Here is a 13,364-nt window from a genome sequence, read left to right as displayed (position 1 = left end):
GCGGGAGTATCCTGGTAGTATCATAAGCAACCTTGACCAACCTCATCCCAGCATGCTGCATACTCCCGATGCCTTTGTCGCGCTGATCGATGCGCCCGAACCGGCCCCGGCCGCCACCGAGATACTCGCGTTTGTCTTTCACCGCGGGCGCTTGCTGTTGCATACGCCGCAATTGCGCTTGCCCACTGCCGCCGAGGTGGCTGTACTGGGTATCGCTGTCGGCGTCGACCGCGCGCAGCCCGTGGGTCTGTGGCAGGGCCGCTATTGCCAGACCGTCTGGACCGATGAGGAGTCGCTGCCCGCCGATAGCCCCCTGGCCTGGCACGGCATGCGCGCGCTTTTCAATGCCGTCGATGATGCCTTGCTGGGCCTGGCCAGCCGCGCCGCGCAACTGGCCGAGTGGGCGCGCACGCACCGCCATTGCGGTGTCTGCGCCACGCCCATGCAGCGCACGCGCGGTGAACGCTGCTTCACGTGCGCCGCCTGCGGCATGCTGGCGTACCCGCGCATTTCGCCGGCCATGATGGTGCTCATACGCAAGGGCGAGCAAGTGTTGCTGGCCATGCACAAGCACTCGCCATCGCAGCGTTTCAGCCCACTTGCCGGTTTCCTGGAAGCGGGCGAATCGATCGAGGAAGCCGTGCACCGCGAAGTGATGGAAGAGGTGGGCTTGCGCGTGCATAACTTGCAATACTTTATGAGCCAGTCCTGGCCGTTCCCGCATTCGCTGATGATCGCGTTTACGGCCGATTACCTCGATGGCGAGATTCGCCTGGACGACAATGAGATCGCCGAGGCGCGCTGGTTCGGCCCCGGCGATGCCTGGCCGGAAGCGAGTTCCAGCGTGTCGATTTCTGCGCTGCTAGTGCGCGCGCACCGCCCGCCGGCAGCGTAGTCATGCAAGGGGCTGCCGGGGCAGCGCCTGCCGCATTTTCTCGCCTTTTCTTATACTCGACGCCGCCCTGACGGCGTCCGCCTGCAATGCGCTGTCACCGCTTTCCCGCGTCTGGGGCCGCCGCGATCTAGCCGCACATCGCCGTGACTGCCCTCAGGCAGCAAGGCTATGCATCAGTAGCGATAATCGTTGACAAAGTGCTTGGTGAAGTTGTACTTGCTGCCGCCGTCGAGTAAATCGACCAGGCGTTTTGGCGCTGCGGCCGACATGAAGGCGTCGGCTGCGCCGCCCGTGCTGCGAAACCGCATGCCCGGGCTGAGGATCTGGTTGGCGCCGATTTTCAGGTGCTGGAAGCTTTTCGTCTTTTCATTGTTGAGGATGAAGTGCAATTCCTGCTTGAAGGTCAGGAAGGGAATCTTCAGCCACCAGCCTTCGTCCGTGCCATAGCTGGCGACGCTGGCAAAATGCGTGTTCTTGTCCGTCAGGGTCGGCTTGCCCAGGCGGTCGTTGATGCGTTTCATGGCTTCATTCTTGGTCATGCTGTTCTTTCGTGATTCATCGTGTATCCGGTGCGCATTTTGACACAGGCGCGCTACCCTCGGCGGTTTTGCGGCAGCCTATCTACGTACGTTTTTATTGCAGCGCAATATCAATTATTGCAACATATTAACAACAATAAGGGAAAAACATTGCTTCCCGGCATTGTCAAAAATATTAGTTCGAGCGTATGCTGGGTCGTCTGAACGGTGCCGCAAGAGCACCGTCGCCGCCGCATACCTGGCCGCAGAGCCGGGTAAGCAACAAGCCCCTTTGCCGCACATACAGTTGGAGACAGCACATGAAGAAATTGACGTTTCGGCAGAAGTTATGGATTCCCCTGATTTGCAGCCTGATATGCATCAGCGTAATTTTTGTCTATAACGCGCTGGAAATTCGCAAGATTCGCATCGAAGAGCGCAGCGCCGACCTGAGCAATGCCGCCGACTTGGGTCTGGGCGCCGTCAAGATGTTCGGCGACCTCGCCGCCAGCGGCGCCTTGACGAAGGACGAGGCGCAAAAGCAGGCCAGTGCCGTCATCAAGAGCATGCGTTTTGGCGAGACCGGTTATTTGTCCATCATCAACCTCGACGCCATTGTCGTCATGAATCCCGCCGCGCCGCAAACTAACGGCAAGAATATGGCGGACTTCAAGGATGCCAACGGCACCTATCTGTATCGCGACATCGTTGCCGTCGGCAAGAGCGATGCCGGCAAGGGTTTCGTCCACTATTACTTCCCCCGTCCGGGCCAGAAAAATCCGGAACCGAAGATGAGCCGCGTGGTCGCTTACAAACCGTGGGCCTGGACCCTGGTGGTGGGCGTCTACATGGACGATATCGACGCAGCCTTTCGCCAGTCGCTGTTGACCTCGCTGGGCGTGCTGCTGCTGGTATGCGCGCTGCTCGCTGCCATCGTCGTGGCGATCAACCGCAGCCTGCGCCATGCCATGGGCGGCGACCCTGAATATGCGGCCGAGGTGGCGGAAAAGATCGCCAACAACGACTTGAGCGGCAATGTGCGCACGCATGCCAACGACCGCCACAGCGTGCTGTATGCGATGAAAACTATGCAAGCCAATCTGGTCGATGCGATCAGTGAAATCCGCCATAGCGCCGATACGATAGCCACGGCATCGAGCGAGATTGCCAGCGGCAATATGGACTTGTCGGCGCGCACGGAAATGCAAGCCAGTGCGCTGGAAGAAACGGCCGCTTCGATGGAGGAATTGACCTCGACCGTGACACAAAATGCGGGCAATGCCGAGCAGGCGAATGCGCTGGCGCAGTCCGCTTCGGCCGTGGCCCGCCAGGGCGGCGCCGTGGTGTCGCAAGTGATCGGCACCATGGACACCATCAATGCCTCGTCGCGCAAGATCGTCGATATCATCGGCGTTATCGACGGCATCGCCTTTCAGACCAATATCCTGGCCTTGAACGCAGCCGTGGAAGCGGCCCGCGCGGGCGAGCAGGGGCGCGGCTTTGCGGTGGTGGCGTCGGAAGTGCGTAATCTGGCCCAGAGGTCCGCTGGCGCAGCGAAGGAAATCAAGGAACTCATCGGCGCTTCCGTCGACAGTATCGCAGCCGGCAGCACCCTGGTCGCTCAGGCGGGCACGACGATGGATCAGGTAGTGGCCAGCGTCTCGCGCGTGACCGACATCATGGCCGATATCACGGCCGCCTCGCACGAGCAAAGCACGGGCATCGGCCACGTCAACCAGGCGATCACGGAAATGGATAGTGTGACGCAGCAAAATGCGGCACTGGTGGAAGAGGCGGCGGCCGCAGCGTCCAGCATGCAAGATCAGGCGGCCGTGCTGGCGCAACTGGTGGCGCGCTTCAAGCTGTCGGCGCAGGAGCCGGCGACGGCGTCGCGCCTGGCTGCCGCTGGCGCGCCACGCGCCGTGGCGAAAAAGCCGCTGCGCAGCCTGGCAGCGCGCTAATTTACTGAGCCGGCGCCGCAGCTGGCGGCGCCGCTTCGAACTCCAGCTTGTCATCGACGACGACGAATTGCCCGACCGGCTGGCCCAGGTCGGCTTGCGGGTCGTTTTCCATTTCCGTCAGATCATTGCAGGTAGTCGTTTGCGCCTGCCACAATTGCTCGCCCATGCGGATATTCCACAGGCCATCGCCAGCCGCAAACAGCTCGACCTTGATGTCGGCCGCTGCCTCGCTCGACAGAATATGCAGGCGCTGGCATTGCGGCAAATTGGTGGCCATCAGCTGTACTTCTACGCTATCTTGCCAAAAATAACGTTGCTGACGGCGTATAGTCAGGGAATGCTCCTGGCCGTCGAACATATAGATGGCGAAATCCTGGACACAGCCTGACAGCAGGATGGATAGCATGACGATCAGGAGTTTGCGCATGGTCGGCTTTCTTGGTTTGTGCTCTGGAATGTTGGGCTGGCTGCGTGACGGCGGCAGTGGGTGCTTACCCTGCCTCGGGCGCCATCTTGTTTTTTGCTGACGTGGCATTATAGCCATGCACACCAGCTGCGGTGCGATAATCTCCAAGCGCGCCCCGCCGACAAGCTTAGCATCCTACCCACACTAAGAGAGCACGATGATCGACCTTTACTATTGGACCACGCCCAACGGGCACAAAGTCACGATGTTCCTGGAAGAAACGGGCATCGCCTACAACATCATTCCCGTACACATTGGCAAGGGCGATCAATTCAAGCCTGAATTTCTTGCCATCGCACCCAACAACCGCATCCCCGCCATCGTCGACCACGCGCCGGAAGATGGCGGCGCACCCCTGTCGCTGTTCGAATCGGGCGCCATCTTGCAATACCTGGCCGAGAAAAGCGGGCAATTCTTGCCGGCGGGCGCACGCGCACGCGCCGAGGTGATGCAATGGCTGTTCTGGCAAATGGGCGGACTGGGGCCCATGGCCGGACAAAACCACCATTTCGTGCAATATGCGCCCGAACCCATCGACTATGCCATCACGCGTTATGTGAACGAAACGAACCGCTTGTATGGCGTGCTGAACAAGCGCCTGGCTGATCGCGTCTTCGTTGCCGGTGACACGTATTCGATCGCCGACATGGCGATTTACCCGTGGATCGTGCCGCATGCGCGCCAGCGCCAGAAGCTGGAAGACTTCCCGCACTTGGCGCGCTGGTTCGCCGCCATTGCCGCCCGTCCTGCGACCGTGCGCGCGTATGCGCGGGCGGCCGAAATCAATGTGCAGCCCACCGTCAGCGACGATGCGAAAAGCGTGCTGTTCGGCCAGACGGCGAAAACGCTAGGCTAAGTTTCAGTTGCTCCTCAGTTACCCCGATACGTGGAAAAGCCGAAAGGGCTGAGCAGCAGCGGTATGTGGTAGTGCTGGTCCGTCTTCTCCACGTGGAATTGCACGGGGATTTCCGGAAAGAATGTTTCCTGTTTCAGGCGCGCATAGTGCTCGCCCGTCTTGAAGACGATGCGATAGTCGCCCGCCTGCATGGCGCTGTTTTCCGGATACATGGCGGCGATGCGCCCTTGCGTATTCGTCACGCCGCTCGACAGTGGTTTCCAGCCGTCGCCCTGCTTTTGCTCCAGGGTCACCGTGACGCCCTGCGTTGGCTGGCCGCTCTGCAGGTCAAGGATGTGCACGCTCAAGGGATTGGCGGCGGCCATGGCCATGCCAGACAGGCTGGCGAAAGCCAGGGCGGCAGTGATTTTTTTCAGATAAGTCATCGTCGTTTCTTTCAGGGTGTGGGGAGATCGAGTTCAGGGACGGCGGCCAAGGCAGCTCGGGCGCAGGCACGGTCGGGCAGGGCGCCACCGCCGCCGGCGACGCCGATGGCGCCCACCACTTGCCCCTGGGCCATCAAGGGCAGGCCGCCGCCCAGCAGCAGCAACTCTGGCATGCTGCTCAAATTGTGCATGTCCGGGTTGCCGCGCGCGGCAACGGCCAGCGTGTAGGTGTCGCTTTTGGTGGACAAGGCCGTGTACGCCTTGCGCCGGCTCGCCTCTGTGTTGTGTGGCCCGACGCCATCGGCGCGTTGCACGACAACGATGTTGCCGCCACGGTCCACTACGGTGACGACGATGTGCCGCCCTTGCGCCTGGCACGCGGCCATGGCCGCATCGGCAAGCTTGCTTGCCGATGCCAGCGACACGTCATTGATGCTGCGCAATTGCGCGTGTGCGGGACTGGCCAGCAGGCAGAGCAGGGTACTGCCGAGTAAAAGTGTTTTCATCTGGCATCCTTGGGATAAAGTGACATCAGTATGGCCAGTGTTACCCTACGAGAAGATGATCGCCAGATGACATTTTTATCATCTGCAGCGCGTGGCGCGCGGCGTAAAATAGGGCGTTATTCTCATTCGAAAGCCGCCATGCGCATCCTGGTCATAGAAGACGAACCAAAGACGGGCGACTATTTGCTGCGCGGCCTGGCCGAGTCCGGCTTTACGGTCAGCCTGGCGCGCAATGGGCGCGATGGCCTGCACATGGCAGGCACAGAAGCGCCCGATTTGATCGTGCTCGACGTCATGCTGCCCATCATGGATGGCTGGCAAGTCTTGCGCGCGTTGCGGCTGCAGGAGGGGGGCGCGGACGTGCCCGTGATTTTTCTCACGGCGCGCGATGAAGTGCAGGACCGCGTCAAAGGATTGGAACTGGGCGCCGACGATTACCTGGTCAAACCATTCGCCTTTGCCGAACTGGTGGCGCGCATCCGCACTCTGCTGCGGCGCGGACCACCGCGTGAAGACGAGGTCATGCGCATCGGCGACATGGAAATCGACGTCATGAAACGCAAGGTCAGCCGGCAAGGACAGCGCATCACCTTGACGGCCAAGGAATTTGGTTTGCTGCATTTGCTGGCGCGGCGCCAGGGCGAGGTGTTGTCGCGTTCCATCATCGCCTCGCAAGTGTGGGATATCAATTTCGAGAGCGACACCAACGTCATCGATGCCGCCATCCGCCGCCTGCGCAGCAAGCTCGACGATCCGTTCGAACCCAAGCTGATCCACACCTTGCGCGGCATGGGCTATGTCTGCGAATTGCGCGCGCCGTCCGTGCCCGTGGCGCCTGACGCTGGTAGCGCCGCATGACGCTGGCGCAACTGCGTCGCTCGCTGACCCTGCGCGTCACGCTTGTCTTCGTGCTGATCGTGGCGCTCGTGTCGGCCGGCCTGGGCATGCATCTGTACCGTTCATTCGTGGCGGAAATCGAGCGCCGCGACGACATTTTATTGCTGGGAAAACTGCGGCAAATTCAGCAGTTGCTGGGCAATGCGGGCACCCTCGATATCATCCGCGAACGGCCGCAGTATTTCCGCGACACCATGAGCGGGCAAGAGAATTCGCTGGTGCGCATCGTGCGTGCCGATGGCACGCGTTTGATCGATGTCAATCCGCATGGCGAGAACGTGGTGCGTCTTGTTCCCGTGCCTGTCGATGCAGCCGTCACGGCCAACGACATCGCCAGCTGGACCAGCCGCGACGGCTATCCGGCCAGGGTCGTGGCGGCCAGCGCGCGCATCGGCGATCCGGCGCAAATGGCCGACATTAGCGTTGCCCGCGTGTACGGCGACCGCACGGCCATGTTTGCCGCCTACCGCTGGCAGATCGTCGTCTCCGTCGCCGTCAGCGCGCTGGTGGCGGCGATACTGGCCAGCGTCATGTTGCTGCGGGGATTGCGCCCGCTGCGTAATATCGCTGCCCATGCGGCCCTGGTAAGGCCCGGCAAGCTGGAGCAGCAACTGGAGGCGCGCGGCGCGCCGACTGAACTGTTGCCGTTGATCCAGGCGCTCAACGCCATGCTGGCGCGCTTGCAGGAAGGTTACGCGCGGCTGTCGCAGTTTTCCGCCGACCTGGCGCATGAATTTCGCACGCCCGTTACCAATTTGCTGGGGCAAAGCCAGGTGATGCTGGCGCGTCCTCGCAGCGCGCTTGAGTATGAGCAGCTGGTGTCGTCGAATGTGGAAGAGCTGGAACGGCTGTCGCGCATGATCGACAGCATGCTGTTTCTGGCGCGCGCGCAGCAAGATGAAATGATACTCGTCAAGCAGGATTTGCCCGTGCAGGACGAGTTTTTAAGGCTGGCCGATTTCTTTGAGGGCCTGGCCGAAGAGCGCGGGCTGGCGCTGGCTTGCCACGGCAGCGGCAGAGTGACGACCGAGCCGCAACTGCTGCGCCGCGCATTGGGCAATTTGCTGTCGAATGCGATACGCCACGCGGCGCCGGGCAGCACGGTCTTGCTGCGTTCGCATACGACACACGAGGGCGTGGAATTGAGCGTGAGCAACCTGGGAGCGGCCATCCCCGCGCGCCACTTGCCGCATCTGTTCGAGCGGTTTTACCGCGCCGATCCGGCCCGCAGCGATTCGGCCGCCTCCACGGGCTTGGGGCTGGCCATCGTCACGGCCATCATGCAGTTGCATGGCGGCAGCGCGACGGTCGCATCCGACGCGGCCGCCACGACATTTACCCTCGTTTTCCCGGCGTAATTGACTGGGGTGGTGTCGGATTAGCGAGGCGAAGCCACGCGTAATCCGACAAGAGCCGCCAATAATATTGTCGGATTACGTGGTTCCGCATGGTCTCGGGGCCGTTATCCCATTTCCACCAAAAACTCATGCATGCCCGTATGCGGCAATTGCGCACACGCCGGCGCAAAGTGCGGCAACTGGCCCCACAGCAAGGGGTTGCCGACGATGTACACATGATGCTGGGCGCGTGTCAGGGCCACGTTGAGCAGGTTCGGCGTACTGGCCGCCCATTGCGCGGCACCAGCCGTACTGTCGTCGGCACCGAGGACCAGCATCACCACGCTTTGCTCCTTGCCCTGGAAGGTGTGCACGGTGCCCACCATCTGGCTGCTCCACTGGCGCAATTCGTGCGCCGTCGGCGCCTTGCCATAGCCGAGGCGGCGGTCCCAGTCCAGGTCCATGATGCGCGAACGTAATTCGTTGCGCACCGCCTTGAATGGCGTAATCACATACATCTCGGGCAGCTTGCCGTCGCGGCGGTAGAGTTTCAATAACACTTCCAGCACGAAATCGAGTTGCACCGGCACTACCTGCTTGTAGCTGACGGGGCCGACGGCGTCGATCCAGCGGCTGGGGCCTCGCGTCAGGCCGCGCGCGCTGGCCGGCGGTGTGCGTTGGCTCAAACCGTAGACCATCTTGTCTTCATACGCGATGCTGTTGGCCAGCGAAAACATCGGCTCGACGCAGCGGCGATGCACGCGCAGGGGGCTGCCTATCCACAGCGGCTGGGCGCTGCCGGCGCCGACATGCGCGCCATAAGCGTTGGCTTTGTCGGCCAGCGTCTGCACGGAAACGGCAGTCGGCGCGTAACTGCCATCGCGCGTATGCGGCGACAGGGCCGACAGGCTTTGCACGAGGCCGGTCGGCACCGTAAACACGGGTTCAATCTGCAGTGGGTCGCCCACGACAACGGCGCGTTTGGCGCGCCACAGACTACCGAGCGCCGCTTGCGGCACGGCTTGGCCCGCTTCATCGATGAATAGCCAGCCCAGCGATTCGGCGCCCATGCCCTGAAATTGACGCGCGAACGAAGCGAACGTGGTCGATACGACAGGCACTACCATGAACAGGCTGTGCCAGACCATGGCGATATGCGACGGGTCGTAGGCACGTTTGTTTTTGAGCAATTTCGACACGGCCAGCAAGTTGCCGCCAAAGCCGGGGCCACCTTTTTTCGCCACTTCCGCCAGCCACGCTTCGTGCAGGGCCAGGGCCTTGGCAAACAGGCGCGAGCGCAGTCGCGCCAGCGCCGGTTCATGCCACAGGCCGTCAATTTGCAGCGCGTCGCCGTCCAGCTCGTCCAGGCTCGCCGGCGCGATGATGGTGGGAAAGCGCATGCGCGCGCGGCGCAGCAATTCCGTGCTGTCATCCCATTCGCGCTGGCGCGATTGTGCCGTGCGCAGGGCGATGTGCAGGCTGTGGCGTGCGCGCTCGCAGCGCGGCTCCAGTTCGCCCTTCAGCAGCAGCTTGATAGCGGACACGTCGCGCGCGGCCTGGCGCTGCGCTTCGGCGTTGGCGATGACGGCGTCCTTGTAAGCGCGCGCTGCTGTGGTGCGCAACAGACGGGAAAAGAAACCGGGCTGCGTCAGCGCTACCAGGCGTTCTTCTTCCAGCAAGTCCTTCTTGCTGGCGAGCAAGGTGTCCTGCTGCGCCAGCGCTGTGGCCAGGGCGCCATTCGCAGCATCCATCTCTTGTTCGGCAGCAATCAGCGCTTGCTGGCTGGCCTGGATGAAGTCAGCTTCCGTGCAGGTGCCCACGGCTTGCCACAGGGCCGCATATTGGGCTTGTTCGGCCAGCGTCTTTTCCACCACGTGTTGCGTTTCGCGAAACTCGCGCGCCGCCTGGGCGAAGCTGACGCCCTGGTAGCTGGCCAGCCATTGGCGGATATTCTGTGCGTTCGACGTCTTGCGCGCCGTACTCTTGTCCCAGTCGTCGTCATAAAAATTGCTGACGAAGCGGCGGCGGTTTGCGCTATTGCCCAGCGCACAAGACATCAAGCCCCACGGCGCTTCCGTCTCGCTCAAGGCGCGGTTGGCGCCATTGCCGTCTGCCATGACGCGGCGCGCGACGCTTTCAAAATAGCGCGTGCGCGCCCATTCCTTGCCCAGTTGTTTCGGTTTCGGCAGGTCGCCGGAAATGTTTTCCACTGCCGCATTATTCGACGAGGCGACGACCATTTCAAAGCCCGTCAGTTCCGGGCGCAAACGCGCGATGGTAATCGGATCGCGCACGCCTTCGAAGGCCACGGCCACCTTGCCGATGAAGGCGTCGCCAGCGCGGTCCAGGCAGGACAGTACGGCCGCGCGGCGCACGATGTTGTCGGCGAACAATTCGCGCAATAACGTTGTCTTACCCGTGCCCGGTGGCCCGTTGACGGAAAAGATGCCGCGTTCTTGCAAGCCTGTGCGCGCGCCGTGGATGGCGAACTGCTGCATCAAGCTCATGGCATAGCTGGCGTCTTCCAGCCAGTGTCCCCGGTTCATATTGGCCGGATTGAGCATGGCGGCCAGTGCCTGGCGTCCGGCCGGGCTGTACAGGTCGATGCGTTCGTCGTGCGCCAGCGGCGTCAGATAGGCGGCCACGGTGGCTGGAAGCTTGCCGCCGCGCAAGGCGCGGATGATCTGTTCCAGGTCATCGAGGTAAAAGCTGTTGAGGATATCGATCGATGTTTCCACCGCGTCGCCAAAGTCCAGGCTGCGGCTCTGGCTCGACTCAAGCGTCGCGGCGTTCGCCACGGCGGCGCGTTTTTTGCGCGTGCGTAATTCGAGCACGGCCAGCGGTTGTCCGGCCGACGGGTGGAAACCGGCCCAGTCGCGCAGCAGGTCGGCCAGGGCCGCGATTTCCATGCCGGACAGCGGAGATGAGCTATTGCCCGCTTCGTCCGTCACTTGCTGCGGCGTGCGGCTGGCGGCGAAATTGCGCAAGCTGTCCTGCAGTACCAGCTGGCTATCGCTGAAGGCGTCCAGGCTCAGGCCCGACCAGTCCGGTGTACGCGCGCGGCCCAGTGCCCACGGCAAGGTCGATACGGATACGGGGTCGAACTGCGGCTCACCGAGTGCATTCAGGGATAAGCGGGCAAAGCAGGAGCGTCCCAGCAGTTCCGTTTTTTCTGTTTCGGCCAGCTTTTCCGGGCCGTTGGCCGGCGGGCACGCCTGCAAGATTTCCGCCTTGTCGAAGACGCCCAAAAAGAGTTGAAAGCCTTCAATTTCACGGTCGGACGGGACTTGCCATTGCGTGGCGAACTGCAGCGGCAGTTGCGCCAGCTGTTCGCGGTGCAGGAGACGCACGGTGGACTGGTCTTCAACGTCCGTGATTTGATTCAGGTCAAACGGGATAAAGAATTCGATCTTGTGCCAATACTCCAGGATAGCCAGGAGGCGTTGCTGTTCTGCCTGATTCATGATGACCAATAGTTTGTAAAGCGAGCGGGGATTGTAAAGCGTCTGCGCGCTGCACGTTTTGCACTTTCGCCTATTGCGCGGGCTTTGCCGCAAAAAAAGTGCTGTTTGCAGACGAAAAAAAAAGTCAGCCGGTAACTTCCTGCCGGTCCTGCACGTCTGCGGGGGCTTGCCATGACTTGGCACGTTTCCCATCGGCTCTCGGCAGCAGTATTGCTGCGCCGCGCCACTGCGCACTGAGTCGTGGGACGTGTGACGGCTGGCGCTGGTGGGGGCGCCCTGAAAGCGTGGCGCGAGTGCCTTTCCTTAGTGCCCGGGATGGTTCGGGATGATGAACAGTAGGTCCGTTTCGCCGATGTCCACGCCGGCCTGCGACAGCAGCGTGCTGGCTTGGCCCCGGTGGTGTGTCTGGTGATTGAAGAAATGCATGAGCAGGCTGAAGAACTCGCGCCGGTTCTGCCCCTTGCTGTTGCGGTAGTCGAGTAAATGGTCGAGGTCTTCTTCCCTGATGGAAGTGCTCCAGTCGACGATGAGTTGGTCCAGCCACAAGCGGTGTGCGTGCATGGCGGAGAAATCCTCGGCCGCGAACAGCGGCTGCGTCAGCGACGTGGGCGGCGTGATGGCGCGGATGGGATCGAGCCGGGGAAAGCTGGCTGGATGCTTGGCATAGCGCTGCAGCCACAGGGTGTCGCCCACCATCACGTGGTTCAGCGTGGCGAGCAGGGAGCCGAAATACGCGCCCCGCTCGCGCTGCAGTTCGCCGGGCGGCAGGCTAGCCGCCGCCGCGTAGACCTTGGCATTCATCCACTGGTTGTAAGCGGCCATCAGGCCAAGGTGGGCACAGCGCTGCATGATGATTGCTCCAGTGTATGGCGGCTATGATGTCAGATTGATGTCAGATTGATGTCAGACGGATTTCAAAAATGCGCGTATGCCGGCGAGCAACATTTCAATGGCCATCGCCGTCAGAATCAAGCCCATCAGGCGCTCGAACGCCGTCATGACCCTAGGACCGAGCGCGCGCTGCAAGCGTTCGGCGCACAGGAAGACGGCCAGCCAGACGATGGCCACGGCCGTTAGCCCGGCCACGTGGGCAATGACATCGTTCATTTCGTGCGAGGAAAATAGCAACACGGTAGCCAGTGCCGACGGGCCAGCCAGGGCGGGGATGGCCAGCGGCACGATGAACGGTTCGCCGCCCATCTCGTGGTCGCTATTGCCCGCGTTGGGCTGTGGAAACACCATACGCATGGCGATCAAGAACAGGATCACGCCGCCGCCGATGCGCAGCGCCACTTCAGACAATTGCAAGGCGTTCAGGAAATGGCGGCCGAAGAACATGAACAGCAGCAAGATGCCGAAGGCGATCATGCACTCGCGCACTACGACTTTCCAGCGCCGCTCGACCGGTACCCCCTTCAGGGCATTGACGAACAGGGAAACGTTGCCGAACGGATCGGTGACGAGCAAGAGCAGGATAAAAGTCTGGAAGAAATTCTGTGTCATGGTGGTGTGAGTGAAGTCAACGCCGCTGCCAGGACGGGCGCAGTGCGATAGGGCTTGCGATGATAACAAGAGCTGCGGCGATCTCCCATCATTATTGATGCATAGCAGCATTTTTTTTGCGCCGCGATGATTTCTGCCCAGTAAAACGCGGTAGGCGTGTGCCGACATGCTGATCGAGCCCGCCTGTTTCTGCAACAAGCGCTGCAGGCAGAGTCCGGTCGATGCCGGTTGATGCTTAGCGCATCAAAAAAATTGTTTTTAACATACTTGGCATTCCCGCGCGACTGCTCACGGCCGCAAAATCGTAGTTCTGCGCAAAAAACATCATCCGCTTGCTACACAGCATGAAAAGTCCGGCTGCGTATTGCTACTGCCAATCTTTCCATGTATCTTTCAATAAGGAAATAAAAAGTACAGGAAACCCTAACCCTGTTGCCCTGTATTTCACTCCTGACGATAACAAGCGGGCCGCCTTCCCCCTGCCGCCAGTAACGCCGTATCGACCGAATTTTGTCTTGAACCATTGAGAATTGCTC

At 61.4% G+C, this 13,364-nt stretch carries 12 protein-coding genes; 5 read left to right on the top strand and 7 right to left on the bottom strand.

Features of this window, described 5'->3' with window-relative positions; all coding sequences use genetic code 11:
• Nucleotides 1-52 precede the first annotated feature (52 nt).
• Nucleotides 53-895, top strand: a complete 843-nt coding sequence (gene nudC, locus ACQ4V8_RS10635) for an NAD(+) diphosphatase (RefSeq protein ID WP_436571432.1) — start codon at nt 53-55, stop codon at nt 893-895.
• 173 nt (nt 896-1,068) lie between these two features.
• On the opposite strand, the gene ACQ4V8_RS10630 is transcribed toward nudC, so the two are convergent.
• On the bottom strand, nt 1,069-1,434 hold the full coding sequence (locus ACQ4V8_RS10630; protein ID WP_010402034.1) for a hypothetical protein: 366 nt from the start codon (nt 1,432-1,434) through the stop codon (nt 1,069-1,071).
• A 299-nt stretch (nt 1,435-1,733) separates the two neighbouring features.
• Between ACQ4V8_RS10630 and ACQ4V8_RS10625 the strand changes: the two genes are divergently transcribed.
• Entirely contained in the window at nt 1,734-3,374 is a 1,641-nt protein-coding gene (locus tag ACQ4V8_RS10625; RefSeq protein ID WP_010402032.1) for a methyl-accepting chemotaxis protein, read from the top strand.
• 1 nt (nt 3,375) lies between these two features.
• Here ACQ4V8_RS10625 and ACQ4V8_RS10620 read toward each other — a convergent pair whose 3' ends face one another.
• Nucleotides 3,376-3,801, bottom strand: a complete 426-nt coding sequence (locus tag ACQ4V8_RS10620; RefSeq protein WP_010402030.1) for a YdgH/BhsA/McbA family protein — start codon at nt 3,799-3,801, stop codon at nt 3,376-3,378.
• A 196-nt stretch (nt 3,802-3,997) separates the two neighbouring features.
• Here ACQ4V8_RS10620 and ACQ4V8_RS10615 point away from each other — a divergent pair, with 196 nt between their 5' ends.
• Nucleotides 3,998-4,696, top strand: a complete 699-nt coding sequence (locus ACQ4V8_RS10615; protein ID WP_010402028.1) for a glutathione binding-like protein — start codon at nt 3,998-4,000, stop codon at nt 4,694-4,696.
• Between the two features lie 14 nt (nt 4,697-4,710).
• Here ACQ4V8_RS10615 and uraH read toward each other — a convergent pair whose 3' ends face one another.
• The gene (uraH, locus tag ACQ4V8_RS10610) at nt 4,711-5,121 is read right to left on the bottom strand and encodes a hydroxyisourate hydrolase (protein WP_010402026.1); all 411 of its coding nucleotides are present in this window, start codon (nt 5,119-5,121) and stop codon (nt 4,711-4,713) included.
• A gap of 11 nt (nt 5,122-5,132) precedes the next feature.
• A complete protein-coding gene (locus ACQ4V8_RS10605; RefSeq protein WP_196856586.1) occupies nt 5,133-5,627 on the bottom strand; it encodes a GlcG/HbpS family heme-binding protein in 495 nt (164 codons plus the stop codon).
• A gap of 138 nt (nt 5,628-5,765) precedes the next feature.
• Here ACQ4V8_RS10605 and ACQ4V8_RS10600 point away from each other — a divergent pair, with 138 nt between their 5' ends.
• Complete coding sequence (locus ACQ4V8_RS10600) at nt 5,766-6,485, top strand: heavy metal response regulator transcription factor (RefSeq protein WP_010402024.1); 720 nt, start codon at nt 5,766-5,768, stop codon at nt 6,483-6,485.
• Nucleotides 6,482-7,882, top strand: coding sequence for a heavy metal sensor histidine kinase (locus ACQ4V8_RS10595; RefSeq protein ID WP_436571431.1), 1,401 nt, complete (start codon nt 6,482-6,484; stop codon nt 7,880-7,882). The genes ACQ4V8_RS10600 and ACQ4V8_RS10595 overlap by 4 nt, the downstream gene beginning before the upstream one ends.
• 104 nt (nt 7,883-7,986) lie before the next feature.
• On the opposite strand, the gene ACQ4V8_RS10590 is transcribed toward ACQ4V8_RS10595, so the two are convergent.
• The 3 genes from ACQ4V8_RS10590 to ACQ4V8_RS10580 all read right to left on the bottom strand — a co-directional run bounded on the left by ACQ4V8_RS10590 (nt 7,987) and on the right by ACQ4V8_RS10580 (nt 12,828).
• Nucleotides 7,987-11,325 (bottom strand): DEAD/DEAH box helicase, encoded by a 3,339-nt coding sequence (locus ACQ4V8_RS10590; protein ID WP_436571430.1) that lies wholly within the window; start codon nt 11,323-11,325, stop codon nt 7,987-7,989.
• A 303-nt stretch (nt 11,326-11,628) separates the two neighbouring features.
• Nucleotides 11,629-12,174 (bottom strand): DinB family protein, encoded by a 546-nt coding sequence (locus tag ACQ4V8_RS10585; protein WP_436571429.1) that lies wholly within the window; start codon nt 12,172-12,174, stop codon nt 11,629-11,631.
• 54 nt (nt 12,175-12,228) lie between these two features.
• Nucleotides 12,229-12,828 (bottom strand): MarC family protein, encoded by a 600-nt coding sequence (locus ACQ4V8_RS10580; RefSeq protein ID WP_029496732.1) that lies wholly within the window; start codon nt 12,826-12,828, stop codon nt 12,229-12,231.
• Nucleotides 12,829-13,364 lie beyond the last annotated feature (536 nt).

Origin of the sequence: Janthinobacterium paucivorans (assembly GCF_051380805.1) — a bacterium.
Classification (GTDB): Bacteria; Pseudomonadota; Gammaproteobacteria; order Burkholderiales; family Burkholderiaceae_D; genus Janthinobacterium; species Janthinobacterium lividum_D.
The sequence above is the reverse complement of the archived record's forward strand: the minus strand, read 5'-3'. Positions and strand labels throughout refer to the sequence as shown.